The sequence below is a fragment of the Mycolicibacterium pulveris genome (assembly GCF_010725725.1).
Lineage (GTDB): Bacteria > Actinomycetota > Actinomycetes > Mycobacteriales > Mycobacteriaceae > Mycobacterium > Mycobacterium pulveris.
On the sequence record NZ_AP022599.1, the window covers coordinates 4922179 to 4937879 of the forward strand.

Sequence of the window (15701 nt, forward strand, 5' to 3'; positions counted from 1 at the left end):
AACCGCCATGAGCAGCAATGGGCCTTTCGGGATCGACCCCGAGGAGTTCGACCGGGTCGTCCGCGAAGCCGGCGAGGGGCTGCGCGAGGCCCTCGAAGGGGTCGGCCGGTTCTTCAGCACCTCGGGGGAACGCGCCGGGTGGGCGAACCTGATCGACGAGTTCGCCAGGTACTCGCGGCCGAAGCGGGAACCGGAGACAGCCGGGGAGACCGGTGACGGCGTGTGGGCCATCTACACCGTCGCCGACGACGGCAGCGCCCACATCGAGCAGGTGTATCCGACCGAACTCGATGCGCTTCGCGCCAACAAGAACAACACCGATCCCGGCCGCAAGGTGCGGTTCCTGCCGTACGGCATCGCGGTCAGCGTGCTCGACGCGGCCGAATCACCTGACGACGACACCGTCTAACCGCCGAAGTGCTGCCGGATACCGGCAAGCATCGCGCGGTGCGCCGCGAGCGCCTGCCGGGTGGTGAACGCCGCCAGCGGGGGTGGCGCTTGGATCGTGATACGTTCGGTGACAAGGGTTCCCGGATTCAGCGGGTCGAACGTCACGACGCTGCGCAGGCGCACCCCGGGGAACTGCCGCGCTTCTGAGGTGATCTCACCGGTGTCGGTGACGCTCACCCGCGCCGTGTAGCTCGTCCGCAGGGTCAGCCGACTCACCCGGATACGGTCGGTGACGCGATAGGTCTGCGTGTGGCCGTGCCCGGTTTCCACTCGGGACACGGTGCGCACGGCGACCACGAGCGGGTGCACGTCCTTGAGGTTGTCGAGGTCGGCGTAGAAGGCCCGGACCTCCTGCGGGTTCGCGGGCACCACCGCGGACAGCACGTGCTGGGTGCGCTCAGCCATCGGCTGCGATCCGCAGAACCGTGGCCAGGCTGCGCTCGACGTCCTCGTCCGTCGTCGCCCACGACGACACGCTGACCCGCATCGCCGTGCGGCCCTGCCACACCGTGCCCCCGAACCAGCAGGTGCCGTCGGCCTGGACCTCGGCGATGACGCGTCGTGTCGTGTCGTCCTCACCGAACGAGACCAGCACCTGGTTCAGCACGACGTCGTTGAGGACGTGATGGCCGGCGGCGCGGAAACCTTCGGCGAACCGGGCGGCGTGACGGCAGCACCGGTCGATCAGCTCGGCGGTGCCGGCGCGGCCCAGTGACCGCAGCGCGGCCCAGATCTCGATGCCCCGGGCCCGTCGCGACATGTCGGGTGTGTAATGGCACGGCTCGCGGTCGGTGCCGGCGATCAGATACGCCGCGCCCACGGTCATCGGCGCGCGCAGGTGCTCGGCGTCGCGGACGAACGCGATGCCGCTGTCGTAGGGCACGTTGAGCCACTTGTGCGCATCGGCGGCCCAGGAGTCGGCGTCGGCGAACCCCTCGGCCAGATGCGCCAACCGCGGGCTGGCCGCGGCCCACAACCCGAAGGCGCCGTCGACGTGCACCCACGCCCCCGCGGCCCGGGCCGCCGCGCACACCGCCACGGCGGGATCGAACGCGCCGGTGTTGACGTTGCCGGCCTGGACACACACGATGGTGTCGTCCGACAGCGCCGGTAACGCGTCGGCCCGCATGCGGCCCTGCCCGTCGACGGGGACCCGTTCGATGCGACTGCGACCCAACCCGAGCAGCGACAGCGCTTTGAGCACGCTCGCGTGCACTTCGTCGCCCACCACCACCCGGATCGGTGGGGCACCGAACAGCCCGTCCTCCTCGACGTTCCAGCCGGCGTTGCGTAGCAGGGCGTGTCTGGCCGCGGCCAGGCACGCGATATTGGCCGTCGTCGCACCCCCGACGAATCCGGCTCCGGCGTCGGCGGGCAGCCCGAGAACGTCGAGCAGCCAACCCATGGCGATCTCTTCGAGGTGCGCGGCCACCGGTGACATGACCCGGTAGGCGCCGTTTTGATCCCACACGCCCGCAAGCAGATTCGCCGCCAACGCGGCGGGCAACGCCGCTCCGGTGACGAACCCGAAATATCGGCCGCCGGTGGTCGCCACCGTTGCGGGCGAACCGATTTCGTCGAGGAGCCGCAAGACCTCGCGTGGGTCGGTGCCCTGTTCGGGTAGCGGCCCGGCGAGCTGGCCGAGCGCGTCGACGGCTTCAGCGGTGGGCGGCACCTGCCGGGTCGGCAGAGCGCTGAGATAGCGGCCCGCGCGATCGGAGAACTCCGCCAGCAGTTCGTTCATGCCCCTCACGCTAACGCCCGGTCGCACAGCGGTTCATCTTTGTTATCTTTACACCAATAGCTCGGCGCACAGGTCCGACGAGGAGGCCGCTTGTGAGACCGCTTTCCTATGATCGGCTCTTCATCGGCGGCCGTTGGCGCAAACCCGCTACCGGGCAGCGGATCTCGGTGATCTCCCCGCACAGCGAAGAGCCGATCGGCGAGACCCCGTACGCGGCACCCGCAGACGTCGACCTGGCGGCCCGTTGCGCGCGAGAGGCGTTCGATGAGGGTCCCTGGCCGCGCATGAGCGTGGCGGATCGGATGGCGAAGGTCGAAGAGCTCGCCGCGCTCTACAGCGCGCAGACCGATGAGATGGCCGATCTGATCACCGCGGAGATGGGTTCGCCGCGCAGCTTCAGCAGGCTCGGGCAGGCGACCGGGGCGGTCGCGCAGATGCACCTGGGCCTGGCCACGGCGAAGGATTTCCCGTGGGTGGAGCGCCGGCCGGGGTTGTTCGGGGAGGTGCACATCCGGCGGGCACCGGTCGGTGTCGTCGGCGCCATCGTGCCGTGGAACGTGCCGCAGTTCCTGATCATGCCGAAGATGATTCCGGCGCTGATCGCGGGCTGCACGGTGGTGATCAAGCCCGCGCCCGAAACCCCGTTGGACGCCATGTGGTTGGCCGAGATGCTCGACGAGCTCGGCCTGCCGGAGGGGGTGGTTTCCATCGTGCCGGGCGGTCGTGACACCGGCGAGGCCCTGGTGCGCCATCCCGGCGTCGACAAGATCTCGTTCACCGGATCCTCCGCGACCGGCCGCCACATCGCGGCACTGTGCGGGGAACAGCTCAAGCGCGTCAGCCTGGAACTCGGCGGCAAATCCGCCGCGATCATCCTCGATGACGCCGACGTCGAGCACACGGTCAAACACCTCAAGACGGCCAGCCTGATGAACAACGGGCAGGCGTGCGTGGCGCAGACCCGGATCCTGGTCAGCGAGCGACGACACGACGAGGTCGTCGACGCGCTCGCCGACATGATGTCGGGCCTGCGGGTCGGTGACCCCGCCGACGACAGCACCGATATCGGACCGCTTGTCGCACAGCGACAGCAGCAGCGTGTGCAGGGCTACATCTCCTCGGGGGCGGCCGAAGGCGCTCGAATGGTGTTGGGCGGCACCGACAAACCGCATGGCCGTGGCTGGTATGTGCGGCCCACATTGTTCGCCGACGCCACCAACGAGATGCGCATCGCCCGCGAGGAGATCTTCGGGCCCGTGCTCACCGTGCTCAAGTACACCGACGAGCGTGACGCCGTGCGGATCGCCAACGACAGCGACTACGGGCTGGCGGGTTCGGTGTGGACGTCCGATGTCGCCCACGGATTGCGGATCGCCGAACAGATCCGCACCGGCACCTACGGCATCAACATGTACACGCTGGACACCACCGCCCCGTTCGGTGGGTTCAAGCAGTCCGGCATCGGCCGCGAGTTCGGCACCGAGGGTCTGTCGGAATACGTGGAACTGCAGACGACGGTCAGCGCGCAGAAGCTGCCGGACCTAGCCTGACAGCTGCAGCGTGACTTCGGCGGGGCAGCACAACTCGTTGCGCTGGTTGCACACCGCGACGGTGAGGTCCACCAGCAGCCGTGATCCCTCTTGGCGTTTGGCGACCACACGTCCCCGTCCCACCATCGTGTCACCGGCGTAGATCGAGCCGAGCATCTTGATCCTGCGGCGCACCATTCTGCTGTACGGCCCCGCCCAGTCGGTCACGACGCGGTCCACGAAGCCGGCGATGTGCATGGTGTTGACGAAGATCGTCGGGTGCCCGTGGTTCCGGGCGTACTTTGGGTCGTAGTGGGCGGCAAAGTAATCCCACGTCGCGCCCGCGTTCATCACCACCCGTTGGTAGTCGATGTGGTCGACCACCTCGGCCAGTTCGGTGGGGATCACCACGTCGTCCCACGACATGCCGGGGTAGGCGGTCACGGCCGCTCCGCAGGGGTGAACCGGAACAGGGTGTTGGTGTTGACGGCGACCAACGTCTTATCGTCGCGGTGAAACTCGTCGCGTGTCTCGACGAAGTGGCCGGTGCCCAGACGGGTCTGCTTCTCGGCAGAGACCGACACCACCTCCTCGACCACGTACAGCCGGTCCCCCTCGACGATGGGGGTGAGGAACTCGACGTCGTTGGACGCGTTGATGATCGTGGTGCCCGGCAGCGGAACACGAATGGCGATCGACGGGGTGGGTGGCTGCTCGGTCGGCAACCACGGCGGCGGAATCAACCAGCCCATCAGCATCGCAGGCGGCGCGAGCAGCCCGCCCCACACCTTGCGGGCGAAGTCCTCGTCCCAGTACGACGGGTTGGCGTCGCGCACCATCGCGGCGAAATGCTGAATCCGGGCGCCGCTGACCGCGGTGCCCGCATACCGTGGCGGTGTCCTGGTGCCCACCATTAGCAGCGCGTCGGCGTAGGTGCCGAACGCGAACGCGTACCGGATACCGGTGCTCACACCAGCAGCACGTTCTCGCGCGGGGCTCGGTCCCATTGGATTTCACGCGACGTGAAGTACCAGCCGCCCCGTTCGTAGACGAGCCGGTCGGTGAAAATGCCGGTGGCCACCACCGTGTCGGCGCCGAACAACAACGCGACACACCGCTGGGTGGCCTCGACCCCGTCCACCGTGATCTCGTGGTCGACGGTCACCAGCCTGCGGCCGGCGCCGCCGTCGAACGCCGCGCGCAGATCGGTGAACGGCTCTCCCCCGCGCGAGTACGTCGCACCCGCATGCCTGAACGTGGCGATCCACCCGGCCAGATCACCGGCGGAATAGCAGCGGTTGTGCCGGGCGTCGAGATCGAGAATCGCCGCCCGCCCGGCAAGCCCGTCGAGCACATACTGTTGCTGGTAGGTCAACGTCAAGGCCGTCTCCTTCTAGCGACTCAACACGTATCCGTGCGCTTCCCTGTCCCACGCACCGGCACCACATCCACGGTCACGAAGCACGTCCTTGCGCACCCGCCCGATGGCGTTCTTCGGGATCTCGTCGAGTACTTCCACATACCTCGGCACGCAGAAGTACGGCATGCGCTGGGCGCAGAAGTCCAGCAGTTCACTGAAATCGATTGCGGCGCCGCGCTGTAGCGTGACAAGTACCAGAATGTCGTCTTCGCCGAGTTCGCTGGGGACGGCCACCGCGGCCGCTTCCGACACCGCGGGATGACCCATGACCACCTGTTCGACCTCGACCGACGAGATGTTCTCGCCGCGGCGGCGCAGCGAGTCCTTGACCCGGTCGACGTAGGTGAGGTTGCCGTCGCTGTCAAGGCGCCCCAGATCTCCGGTGCGAAACCACTGCGGGTGCGGTTCGACGCGTAACCCGCCGGACCCGGGCGACACATACCCCTCGCTCATCACATGCGCTGTCCGCGCCCGGCAGGCGATCTCACCGACGTCGCCGTCGGGCACCTCGCGCCCGTCGGCATCGATGACGCGGACGTCGAATACCGGGTTGACGTGACCAGAGGTACCCGGCACACCCGCATCCGAAACCGGCTTGTACGCAAGCGGGAACGCCTCGGTCAGGCCGTACATCGTCACGACGCGGCAGTTGTAGCGTTGCTCGATGCCGCGGTAGATCTCGGTGGAGATCGGTGCCGCCGAGACGAACCGCAGACCGATCTCGGCGTCACGAGGGTCGGGCGGAAGGGTCCACAGCATCGAGACCATGGCGCCGGCCCCGGCGAAACCTACTGCGCCGCAGGACCGTATCTCGTCCCACACCTTGGTGGGGTGAAAACCGTCGGCCAGCACGCTGGTGCCGCCGACCAGCAGCGGCGCCAGTATGGTCGGCGCCGCGCTGAGATGAAACAGCGGCATCGCGGTCCATATCGTCTCGCCGGCCGCGAACTCCCACGCCGATGCGACGGTCGCGGCCGCGCGGAACAGGTACTGCCATGTGGTGGCGACCGCTTTGGACGGCCCGGTGGTTCCGGAGGTGAAGAACAGCGCGCCGATGTCGTCGGGGCCCGTCGTGTGCGACAGCCCGAGCGCACCGGGCGACGACGCGAGCCGCTCAGACAGACTTTCGCCGCACACCAGGGTGGTGCTCAGCGTGTCGACCTGTGCCGCCACCTCCTCGATCCGCTGCAGCCGGTCGGTGTCGGCGAGCACCGCCTTGGCGCGTGACAATGTCAGCGCGTGGGCCAGGAAGTCGCCCTTGCTGGCGGCGTTGACGGCCGCGGTGACCACCCCGACGCGGGCCGCTCCCAGCCAGAAGTACACCCACTCCGGGCAGGTGCCGGTGAACAGCGCCAGCGTGTCCCCCGGGCCCAAACCCAGCTCGACGAGCAGGTGAGCTGCGGCGCAGGACCTTTCGCGCATGTCGGCGAACGTGACCGGAACCCCGCCGATCGACATCATCACCCGGTCGGGAAACTGGTCCGCGCGCCGGTCCAGCACCGCCGCGACGGTGAACTGGTCGACACCGAAAGCCGCCGGCTCGATCGGCGGCCTTTGGCCCGGGGACGTCACGCTTGGGCTGCGGCCGGATCGGGCAGGCCGTTGGCGGTGTACCCGAAATCGGTCGCCGACGGCTCGGGTCCCGGATAGAACCGGTGCGCCCAGCGCCGCAGCGCGGCGTAGTCGCGGGCCTCCTCCGGGGCGAGGTTGGGCTTCTCCAGGTACTTCATGTTCTCCCAGGTGAAGAAGTCCTGCTTGATGACCTCCTGCTGCAACTGCAAGAACTTCGCCGCCCGACCGGTCGGTTTGTCGCCGGTGTCGCCGGGTTCACGAACCGAGGCCTGGGTGTAGAAGTAGTCGGTGTAGTCCTCGTCCACCGGGGTCTGGCCGGTCACCTGAACGGTGGCCACCAGTTCAGAGGGGAACCGGACCACGCCGAGGCCCAGCGAATAGTTGTCGTAGATGATCTTGGCGTCCACCGGGCCGTTCGGGGTGAGCCATGTCTTTGCCCGTCCCCCACCGAAATTGGCGTTTACCGTCGCATGCAGGTGGTAGCCGGACAGGTCGAAGGACGCGGTGTTGGCCGGGTTGGCGGCCTTGTGCACATACTGCACGTGGTACGGGTCGGCGGCATTCTCGATGATCATCTGCGCATGCACCTTGACCCGGTTCACCATTCGGCTGTGCGGATGCAGCGGGTAGTACTCGCCGGTTTCGAGTTCGGGCAGCACCGGTGGTTGCCAGTAGGGCGCGCGGCCGTGGCGTTCGTGCCACACCAGGATGAAGCCGTACCACTCCGTGCTGGGATAGCTGCGGATGCGCACGTTCTGCTTGCAGCCGATCTTGCTGTACGGGATCAGCGCGTTGGTGCCGTCGCCATTCCATTGCCAGCCGTGCCAGGGGCAGACGATGCGGTCCCCCTCGACCGTCCCGCCGACGCCCATGTTCGCGCCGAGATGCTGGCAGTAGGCGTCCAACACGTTGATCTGACCGGACTCGGTCCGGAAGATCACCAGCTCCTCACCGAAATAGTGCGCGCGCTTGACCTGGCCGGCGCCCAGCTCGGAGGCGAACCCGACGACGAACCAGCCGGTGGGGAAACGGTAGGTCGACAGGCTGATCCCGTTCGAGCCGAACTCGCGTTCCGACGGGTCGAGGGTGGGGTCGTTGACCGAATCCGGCAATGTTGTCTCCGTCCGCGACGCGATACGGCAGGTCGCGAGCACCCGCCGTTGCCTATTTTTACTATTTTAGGCATTCTAAAGCAAGGATCAGGCAGGAGGGCCGCGAGTGACCGCTACCGAATCGGTCGACTTGTCCGATTTCTCCTTGTGGCAGAACGGGTTTCCCGATGATCTGTTCACGACGCTGCGCCGTGAGCAGCCAATCTTTCACCATGCGCTCACCGACGGCGTCGCCAAGACCGTCACTCGGGATTTCTGGGTGGCCACCAAGCACCGGCACGCGCAACGGATCCATCGGGACACCGACGCATTCACCGCGGTGGACGGTCCGCTCATCCAAGGCATCGGCCCCGCGGGTGCGTTTCCCAACATCATCAACATGGACCCGCCCGAGCAGACCAAACGGCGACGGGTGCTCTCGCACGCCTTCACCCCGCGCGCGATCGGCAAGCTCGAGAACGGGATTCGCGAACGCGCCGCAGCGCTGGTCGAGCACCTGCTGGCGTCGGGCAGCGGTGACTGGATCGAGGATGTGGCCGATGTCCTGCCGATGTCGGTCATCGGCGACATCATCGGCATCCCGGAGAAGGACCGACCGCACATCTTCGCCACGTTCGACCGGATACTGCAGGCGGGATCGCCGGACTCGGAGCTGACCTCGCAGGACCAGTTGGCGGCGTTCACCGAGGTTTTCGAGTATGCGGTCGAGCTCACCGCCGAGAAGCGGCGCAACCCCGTCGACGATATCTGGAGCACGCTGGCCACCGCGGTGATCACCGACGAGAACGGTGAGCGACTGTCTATCCCCGAAACCGAACTCGAGACGTTCTTCTTCGTGCTCGCGTTCGCGGGCAGCGACACCACGAAGAACGCGCTGGCCTACGGCTTGCAGGCGTTCGTGGCCAACCCGGCCCAGATCGAGCGGTACCGCACCGAGGAGGCGATCCGATCGTCGGCGGTCGAAGAGGTGCTGCGCTGGTCGAGTCCGATCGCGTTCTGGACCCGCACCACGAAGGTCGACGTGCAACTCGACGATGTGCTCATCCCGGCCGGGCAGCGGGTGGTCGCGATGCTGCGCTCGGCCAACCGTGACGAAGAGGTGTTCGACGATCCGTTCCGCTTCGAGATCGGGCGCGTCGACAATCCGCACGTCACGTTCGGTGGCGGCGGGGCGCACTATTGCCTGGGCGCGATGCTGGCCCGCGCCGAGATCCGCGCGGTGCTCGACGAGTTGCTGTGTCGTGCCGCCGACATCGGCCTCGGGCCAGCCAAGGTGTCGCATCCCAACCTGACCAACAACATGACGATCTTCGACGCGATGCCGATCACGGTGACCCCTCGCTAAAGCACCCTCCGCGCGCCCAAACGACCCTTTGGGCGCTCCGAGACGCCGGGTTCAGAGGCCCTTCGGGCGGGTGCCGATCACACCGTCGGCGCTGAGCCGGTCCAGGTCGGATTGCGTGAGCCCGCACAACTCCGTCAGCACCTCAACGTTGTGCTCCCCCAGCGTCGGCGGCGTGCGGTACAGCCAGGCGTCGACGCCGTCGGGGCGGGCGAACGGCGGACACGGATACCGCCCCGCCCCGGTGCGGGGATGGTCCAGCTTCTCGAAGAAGCCGCGGTGTTGCAGTTGCGGGTTGTCGACCACCAGCGACGGCGAGACCACCACTGCAGCCGGGATACCTTCCTGCACAAGGATTTCCGCGACAGCCTCGGCGTCCTGCGATGCCAGCCACTGTTCCAGCCGGGCGTCGTCGGTCCCGCCGGCGAGTTCGGCCAGGGCTGCACGTTGAGCCTCGGTGTGGGCACACACCGCGACCCAGTCGTCCTCCCCCGCGCACCGATAGATGTCCTGGACGGCTGCGGTGTGTCCACGGTTACCGCGGCGCTCCATGATCCGGCCGAAAACCTCGTATTCCGTGGTCTGCGCGGCGGTTACGTTCAACACCGTCTCGATCATCGGCACCTCGACCAGCTGCCCCCGGCCTGTGCGTTCGGCGTAAGCCAGCGCGGCGAGCAGCGCGAATGCGGCATGCGCGCCCGCCAGCGGATCACACGCACCGCGCGGTGCGACCGGCGGCCCGTCGGGCAGCCCGGTCACCCACGCCAGGCCGGCGATCTGCTCCATGGTCGGGGCGAACCCCACCCGGTCCCGCCACGGACCGGTCAGGCCGAACGCCGGCATCCGGACCGTCACCAGCCGCGGGTTGATGTCCAGCAAGACGTCGGCGCCGAGGCCGAACTGGTCCATCACGCGCGGCGAGAAGTTCTCCACCACGGCGTCGGCCTTGCCCACCAGTTCCTTGACCAGGCGCACACCGTCGGGTGACTGCAGATCCAGTGTCACCGAACGCTTGTTGGTGTTCATGGCGTGAAAGACCCAGCCGTACTCCCACCAGTCGTCGACGTCCTTGCGCATGCCGCCCGAGTATCGAATTCCGTCCGGGCGTTGCACCGATTCGATCTTGATCACGTCGGCCCCGAACGCCGCCAGGGCATGGGTGGCCGCCGGACCGGCCCAGAACGCGGTGAAGTCGACGACGCGGACGCCGGCAAGCGGCCGGCCACCCGAGGTCGTCGTCGCACCCGCGTACGTCCTTGGCCGCCAGAGCGGTTCGTTATCGGCACTTCCGACCGCAGGCGCCGGGCGCACCGGTGCCGGCTGGGCTTCGGACATCAGCCACGGCGGGCGCGGTTGCCGGAAGCCCGCCGGGTGGTTCACATACACTCCCCGCTGCGCCATGTGGTCCATCGCCGGAATGGTCGCGCCGTTGCCCAGCGGAGCCAGCGGCAGCCGGAACAGCTGCCCGAGCTCGACGACCTCCTCGACGGTGCGGGACCGCATCCACGGGCCGATGCGCTCACGGATCCAATCGCGGTAGTCCCAGCGGCCGAGCTGGAACTGCAGCGCGGGAATGTCGGTGAACTCCGGGCACTCGACCATCGCGGCGAAGTCCAGCCACTGCTGGCCGGTCACCATGCTGATCCCGACGAAGCCGTCTTTGGCCTGCTCGATCGACGGCACCTCGACCGAGCGTCTGACGGGCGGCACCCGCAGCAGCTGCGAATGCAGCCATTCGCTGCTCTGCATCAGCGTCACGGCCTCGAGCATCGACATGTCGAGATGACCACCGGCCCCGCCGGTGCGAACCCGCCGGTGCAGCGCCAGCGCGCCGTAGGCGGCCCACACCCCGCCCATGTACTCCCCCAGCTCGCCCCCGATCGAAATCGGCGGGCCCGCCGGATCACCGCGAAAACCCGTCAGCCCGGACGCCGCCTGCAGGGTGAACTCGGTTGCCGGGCGCTGCGCCCACGGGCCGGTCCAACCGAAGTCGGAGATGGTGACGACGACGCAGTGTGGTGCGGCCGCCAGCAGCCGCCGCGGATCGATGTCCCGGCTGACCGCTTCACCGCGGTTCGCCGTCAGCACGACGATATCGGCGCGCGTAAGCAGATCGCCGGAAAGCTGTGTGATGCTTCGCTTTCCAGCATTGAGGTAGCTGAACAACGGTGAGTCCGCCCCGGCGGGCGGGACGGCGCCGGTGACGGTGTAGCGACGGAACGGATCCCCCTCCGGCGGTTCGACCTTGACCACGTCGGCGCCGGCGTCCACCAACACTTTGCCGCAGTACGCGCCGGCGATCCGGTCGCTGACCTCGACGACGCGCAGGTCATCAAGCGGGGTCGGTGCTACATCGCCCACGCGTGCGACCTCCTCGTTTTTGGCCATCTTAGTAACTATTGGCGGATAGCCGGTCCGGGTGGCTGCGCTGTCGCTGTTAATATTGCGATGTCATGACAACGCTGGGTATCGGTCCCGAAGCGCGACGTCGGTTAGGGGCCCGCAGAACCGCCGAGATCGTCGCCGATGAACTTCGCCGTCAGATCATCGAGGGCGAGCTGTCCGACGGTGATCTGCTGCCCCGCCAGGAAGTGCTCGTCGAACAGTTCAATGTGAGCCTGGTGTCGCTGCGAGAAGCGTTGCGGATATTGGAAACCGAGGGCCTGGTGTCGGTGCGCCGCGGCAACCGCGGTGGCGCCGTCGTGCACGCGCCGGCCAAAGCGAGCGCGGCCTACATGCTCGGGCTGCTGCTGCAGAGCGACTACGTGCCCCTCGCCGACCTCGGCACGGCCCTGCAAGAACTCGACCCGATGTGCGCCGCCCTTGCCGCGCGTCGCCCGGACCGCGCCAAGACATTGATACCCAAGCTCAAAAAGCTCAACGATGCGATGGCCGAACACATCGAGGACGGCGCGCGCTTCACCGAGATCGGCGGGCAGTTCCACGACGAGATCGTGCGTGGCTGCGGCAACCACACGATGACCGCGGTCGTCGGCAGCCTGGAGACGTTGTGGACCGGGCACCTGAACTGGTGGGCCCAGGAGACCGCCGCCCGCGGCGAGTACCCGTCGTTGAGCAGACGCCGCATCGCATTGCGCGTGCACACCAAGATCGTCGACGCCATCGAGGCCGGTGACGCCGAACGCGCCAGGAAGCTGGCCGCGCGCCACGTCGCCGACACCCAGACCTACCTGCTCGCAGGCGATCCCGAGCAGCGGATCGTGGCGCTCTCGCCGCAGGCCTTGGCCCAACGCCAACGCTGAAAGGGTGTGACATGCGCACGGCCCTGATCACCGGCGGCAGCGGTGGCATCGGAAAAGCCTGTGCCCACAGGCTCGTCGTAGCGGGCTACGACGTCATCCTGACCGCCCGGCGAGAAGAGCCGTTGCGCGCGGCCGCCCGGGAGACCGGCGCCCGCTACGTCGTCGCCGACGCCAGTGAACCCGAAGCGTTTCAGCCCGCGGTCGACGCGGCCGACCGACTCGATCTGGTGGTGCACGCCTCGGGCGTCCTCGGCGGCACCTACGCGCGCAAACAGACCTTCGCGCAATGGCGCACCACCATCTCGGCCAACCTGGACTCGTGCTTCGTGGTGACCTCGGCCGCACTGCCGCGGATGACGGCCGGGTCGCGCTTCGTGTTCGTCTCCTCCTCGGCGGCACACGAACCGATGCGGGCCCGCACCGCCTATTCGGCCTCGAAAGCGGGCATGAACGCGTTCGCGGCCGCGCTGGCACAGGAAGTGGACCGCGACGGCATCAACGTGCACGTCGTCACGCCGGGGCCGGTCGAAACCGAGATGCTGCAGGACGTGCCCTTCGAGATGTACGCCATCCGCGCCGCCGATGTCGCCGAGGCCGTCGCCTGGCTGGACACCCTCGACCCGTCGGTGGACCTGCCCGAGATCAGGTTGCACGCCGTCACCCGCGGCCCGTCGGCGCGCGCGCCGGTGGTTCCGTTGGAGGCGCAGCGCCGCGCAGGCAAGTGATTTCAGAGCGCCTTGACCGTCGACGGCAGACCGTAGAGTGCGGTGGCGTTGCCGCGCATGATGCGCTCGCGCTGATCTTCGGGGAACCGGCGGATGGCCCACTGCGGTGAGTCGTAGCTCCAGTGCGGATAGTCGGTCGAGAACATCAGGTTATCGCCGAGATCCATCATCTCCAGGTACTCCCGATACACCGCGACGTTGACCTCTTCCAGCGGTTGGGTGGTGAACCGGACGTGTTCAAGCACGTACTCCGACGGTCGGCGGCGCACCAGAGGCAGATCGGCCTTGCGCTGCTCCCAGATCCGGTCCATTCGCCACATCACCGGCATCGCCCAGGTGAAGCCGCCCTCGACGAACACGATCCGCAGCCCGGGGTGGCGGTCGAATGCCCCGTCGAACACCAGGCTCGTCAAGTGGGCCGCGTACAGCAGCGGCCAGGAGGCGAAGAAGTCATGCCAGTGCGCCGGATTGCCGACCGGATACACCGGGATCAACTCGAACGGGGTCTGGCCCATCAGGTGGGTGGCCACCGGAAGTCCGTGTCGTGACGCGGCTTCGTAGATCGGGTCGAAATGTGAGCTGCCGAACGGGATTCCGCGTGTCTGCGGTGTCATCAACACCTCGGCCATGTACGGGTGACCGGCCCATCGTTCGATCTCGCGCGCCGAGCGCACCGGGTCCTGTGCGGTGACGCTGATCGTGCCCCGCCACCGCCCGTGCCAATTGTTCTCACCCAGCCACACGTCGGCCAGCCAGTCGTTGTGGGTGGCTTTGAGGATGTGCTCGGCCTCGGGAAGCTGCACGTCGCACATCGGCTCCAGCAGCGCGATGCTCACCCCGGCGTCGATCAGCAGTTGCTTGGCGGCGAACTCCGGATCGCTTCCTGGCGCGCCTCCACCCGGCGGGACGGCGTCGACCCGTAATGACATGGTCTTGTAGGAGTCCGGGGTGTCGTAGAAGTGCGGAATCGGGGATCTCGCGTTGCCGGTGGGCCAGAGCCGGTCCTTCCACTGCGCGGGGGCGTAGGCCTTGAGCACCTCGGTGGAGACGGGCAGCGGATGGACATCGGTGTCGACGATCGTCACCTCGACGTCTCGGGCGGTGTCTGCACGGGCTTGGCTGCCGATCGTCGTCACAGCCGGCTCCCCTCCAGTTCAGCGATGGCGTACAGCTCGGCGGCGTTGCGCCACAGCACCTTTTCGCGCTGCACGTCGTTGAGCCCGGCGACCGCCGACTCGACCGCCGTCGTCGACCAGTGTGGATAGTTCGACCCGTACATGAGCAACGTGGACTTGTCCGTGTAGTCCATCCAGCGCTCGGTGAGCGTGGTGTCGGTCGGTCCGTCGAGCGCCGACGTACAGAACCGGACGTGATCGCGAAGATACTGGCTCGGATAGCGGTCGACCCACGGCGTTTGGTCCCGCATCGACATCCAGAACGTGTCCAGCCGCCACATCAACGGGGTGAGGATGTCATAGCCCCCGTCGGCGAAGACGAACCGCAGGCCGGCGTGGCGGCCGAAGGTCCCCTCGATGATCAGTGTCGCCAAATGCACGAAAGCGTTCAGCGGCATCAACGCGGCGTACCCGGGATAGGTGTGGGCGTGGCCGGCGAACGTCGGCGCGTAGTCAACTCCGTTGCCGCCGTTGATGTGTACGGCCACAGGCAGCCCGTGCGCGGCCGCCGCCTCCCAGATCGGCTCGAACATCGGCTTGCCGTAGGGCTCGCGCGACTGCAGCGGCACACCGACCTGCGCCATCTGCGGATGCCTCGCCAGCCGTTCTATCTCGGCGACCGCGCCCTTGACGTCCTCGGGGTTGACGCGAATGGTGCCACGGAGCCGGCCCGTCGTGTCGGCCTCCAGCCAGCGCTCGATCAGCCAGTCGTTGACCGCCGCGCAGATGCAACTGTTGAGCAGATAGTCGGCGATGTTGCCGCGCGTCAACGGGTTCAAGATCGCCACGTCGACGCCGCCGTCGACCAGGTGGCGCGCCACGGTCTCGGGATCCGAGCCCGGATAGTGCTCGCCGTAGAGGTCTTGGCGGTAGTCCCCGCCGGGGGCCTGGTACCACTGCTGCTCGACATCGGGGATGGCGCGCAGCTTGTGCGCGGCGGGCAGATAGCGCCGGATCTCGGAGTTGTACCGGAAATGCGGTTGGACGTTGGCGTCGATGATCGGGGTTCTCATGCCGTCAGGAACACCTGCCCGTCGACGACGTCGACCTGGTAGGTGCGCACCCGTTTGCCGGGATCGGCCAGGCTCACCCCGGTGGTGATGTCGAACTCCCATTGGTGCCAAGGGCATCGGAGGATGCGGCCGGCGCGGGTCTGGCGTATCCGGCCCGGCGCGTCGGGGTCGAACTCGTTGGCGCCGCCGACATAACCGGCGCACAGCGGCGCGCCTTCGTGAGCACAGTAGTTGGCGATGGCGTGCAGCGAGCCGTCGATGTTGTAGATCCCGACCCCGAACCTGCCCGCAGGCACCAGCTTCATGCTGCCCGGAGGCAAGTCCTCGATCGCGCATATCGCCAGGCGCTGCATTCC

General features: G+C 67.6%; 16 protein-coding genes. 5 read left to right on the forward strand and 11 right to left on the reverse strand.

The genetic code is table 11. From position 1 onward, the window contains the following. Window positions 1-7 precede the first annotated feature (7 nt). Window positions 8-409: an Rv0313 family protein gene (locus tag G6N28_RS23875; protein ID WP_163904670.1), complete on the forward strand. Its 402-nt coding sequence runs from the start codon at window positions 8-10 to the stop codon at window positions 407-409. Here the strand turns inward: G6N28_RS23875 and G6N28_RS23880 are convergent. Then, complete coding sequence (locus G6N28_RS23880) at window positions 406-855, reverse strand: SRPBCC family protein (RefSeq protein WP_163904672.1); 450 nt, start codon at window positions 853-855, stop codon at window positions 406-408. The two genes, G6N28_RS23875 and G6N28_RS23880, sit on opposite strands and share 4 nt — an antisense overlap. After that, window positions 848-2194, reverse strand: a complete 1347-nt coding sequence (locus G6N28_RS23885) for a pyridoxal phosphate-dependent decarboxylase family protein (RefSeq protein ID WP_163904674.1) — start codon at window positions 2192-2194, stop codon at window positions 848-850. Before G6N28_RS23885 ends, G6N28_RS23880 begins: the two co-directional genes overlap by 8 nt. 92 nt (window positions 2195-2286) lie before the next feature. Between G6N28_RS23885 and G6N28_RS23890 the strand changes: the two genes are divergently transcribed. Continuing rightward, window positions 2287-3744: an aldehyde dehydrogenase gene (locus G6N28_RS23890; protein WP_163904676.1), complete on the forward strand. Its 1458-nt coding sequence runs from the start codon at window positions 2287-2289 to the stop codon at window positions 3742-3744. Here the strand turns inward: G6N28_RS23890 and G6N28_RS23895 are convergent. From G6N28_RS23895 to G6N28_RS23915, 5 genes are read right to left on the reverse strand one after another with little or no spacing between them, the layout of a single operon-like run. Next, window positions 3736-4149 carry a MaoC/PaaZ C-terminal domain-containing protein gene (locus tag G6N28_RS23895; protein WP_163906581.1) on the reverse strand — a complete coding sequence of 138 codons (414 nt, stop codon included), beginning with the start codon at window positions 4147-4149 and terminating at the stop codon, window positions 3736-3738. The genes G6N28_RS23890 and G6N28_RS23895 overlap by 9 nt on opposite strands. Window positions 4150-4163: 14 nt before the next feature. Beyond that, a complete protein-coding gene (locus G6N28_RS23900) occupies window positions 4164-4637 on the reverse strand; it encodes an FAS1-like dehydratase domain-containing protein (RefSeq protein ID WP_235674799.1) in 474 nt (157 codons plus the stop codon). Window positions 4638-4690: 53 nt separating this feature from the next. Then, on the reverse strand, window positions 4691-5104 hold the full coding sequence (locus tag G6N28_RS23905) for a nuclear transport factor 2 family protein (protein WP_163904680.1): 414 nt from the start codon (window positions 5102-5104) through the stop codon (window positions 4691-4693). Window positions 5105-5116: 12 nt separating this feature from the next. Beyond that, entirely contained in the window at window positions 5117-6715 is a 1599-nt protein-coding gene (locus G6N28_RS23910) for an AMP-binding protein (protein ID WP_163904682.1), read from the reverse strand. Next, window positions 6712-7827 carry an aromatic ring-hydroxylating oxygenase subunit alpha gene (locus G6N28_RS23915; protein ID WP_163904684.1) on the reverse strand — a complete coding sequence of 372 codons (1116 nt, stop codon included), beginning with the start codon at window positions 7825-7827 and terminating at the stop codon, window positions 6712-6714. The genes G6N28_RS23910 and G6N28_RS23915 overlap by 4 nt, the downstream gene beginning before the upstream one ends. A 106-nt stretch (window positions 7828-7933) precedes the next feature. On the opposite strand from G6N28_RS23915, the gene G6N28_RS23920 reads away from it, so the two are divergent. Then, a complete protein-coding gene (locus tag G6N28_RS23920; protein WP_163904686.1) occupies window positions 7934-9172 on the forward strand; it encodes a cytochrome P450 in 1239 nt (412 codons plus the stop codon). A 51-nt stretch (window positions 9173-9223) separates the two neighbouring features. Here G6N28_RS23920 and G6N28_RS23925 read toward each other — a convergent pair whose 3' ends face one another. Then, window positions 9224-11557: a CaiB/BaiF CoA transferase family protein gene (locus G6N28_RS23925; protein WP_163904689.1), complete on the reverse strand. Its 2334-nt coding sequence runs from the start codon at window positions 11555-11557 to the stop codon at window positions 9224-9226. A gap of 65 nt (window positions 11558-11622) precedes the next feature. Between G6N28_RS23925 and G6N28_RS23930 the strand changes: the two genes are divergently transcribed. Continuing rightward, window positions 11623-12432, forward strand: a complete 810-nt coding sequence (locus tag G6N28_RS23930; RefSeq protein WP_163904691.1) for a FadR/GntR family transcriptional regulator — start codon at window positions 11623-11625, stop codon at window positions 12430-12432. A gap of 11 nt (window positions 12433-12443) precedes the next feature. Continuing rightward, window positions 12444-13157, forward strand: a complete 714-nt coding sequence (locus tag G6N28_RS23935; protein ID WP_163904693.1) for an SDR family oxidoreductase — start codon at window positions 12444-12446, stop codon at window positions 13155-13157. 2 nt (window positions 13158-13159) lie between these two features. Here G6N28_RS23935 and G6N28_RS23940 read toward each other — a convergent pair whose 3' ends face one another. Genes G6N28_RS23940 through G6N28_RS23950 form a run of 3 tightly spaced genes read right to left on the reverse strand, consistent with a single transcriptional unit; the run spans window position 13160 to window position 15698 of the window. After that, window positions 13160-14293, reverse strand: coding sequence for an amidohydrolase family protein (locus tag G6N28_RS23940; protein ID WP_163904695.1), 1134 nt, complete (start codon window positions 14291-14293; stop codon window positions 13160-13162). Continuing rightward, entirely contained in the window at window positions 14290-15345 is a 1056-nt protein-coding gene (locus tag G6N28_RS23945) for an amidohydrolase family protein (RefSeq protein WP_163904697.1), read from the reverse strand. Before G6N28_RS23945 ends, G6N28_RS23940 begins: the two co-directional genes overlap by 4 nt. Continuing rightward, window positions 15342-15698 (reverse strand): Rieske (2Fe-2S) protein, encoded by a 357-nt coding sequence (locus G6N28_RS23950; RefSeq protein ID WP_163904699.1) that lies wholly within the window; start codon window positions 15696-15698, stop codon window positions 15342-15344. The genes G6N28_RS23945 and G6N28_RS23950 overlap by 4 nt, the downstream gene beginning before the upstream one ends. Window positions 15699-15701: the final 3 nt, after the last annotated feature.

Excerpts from the sequence above, each read along its gene's own strand:
- G6N28_RS23875 (WP_163904670.1), top strand. The coding sequence starts at position 8 with ATGAGCAGCAATGGGCCTTTCGGGATCGACCCCGAGGAGTTCGACCGG.
- G6N28_RS23880 (WP_163904672.1), bottom strand. The coding sequence starts at position 855 with ATGGCTGAGCGCACCCAGCACGTGCTGTCCGCGGTGGTGCCCGCGAAC.
- G6N28_RS23885 (WP_163904674.1), bottom strand. The coding sequence starts at position 2,194 with ATGAACGAACTGCTGGCGGAGTTCTCCGATCGCGCGGGCCGCTATCTC.
- G6N28_RS23895 (WP_163906581.1), bottom strand. The coding sequence starts at position 4,149 with ATGTCGTGGGACGACGTGGTGATCCCCACCGAACTGGCCGAGGTGGTC.
- G6N28_RS23900 (WP_235674799.1), bottom strand. The coding sequence starts at position 4,637 with ATGGTGGGCACCAGGACACCGCCACGGTATGCGGGCACCGCGGTCAGC.
- G6N28_RS23925 (WP_163904689.1), bottom strand. The coding sequence starts at position 11,557 with ATGGCCAAAAACGAGGAGGTCGCACGCGTGGGCGATGTAGCACCGACC.
- G6N28_RS23930 (WP_163904691.1), top strand. The coding sequence starts at position 11,623 with ATGACAACGCTGGGTATCGGTCCCGAAGCGCGACGTCGGTTAGGGGCC.
- G6N28_RS23935 (WP_163904693.1), top strand. The coding sequence starts at position 12,444 with ATGCGCACGGCCCTGATCACCGGCGGCAGCGGTGGCATCGGAAAAGCC.
- G6N28_RS23945 (WP_163904697.1), bottom strand. The coding sequence starts at position 15,345 with ATGAGAACCCCGATCATCGACGCCAACGTCCAACCGCATTTCCGGTAC.
- G6N28_RS23950 (WP_163904699.1), bottom strand. The coding sequence starts at position 15,698 with ATGCAGCGCCTGGCGATATGCGCGATCGAGGACTTGCCTCCGGGCAGC.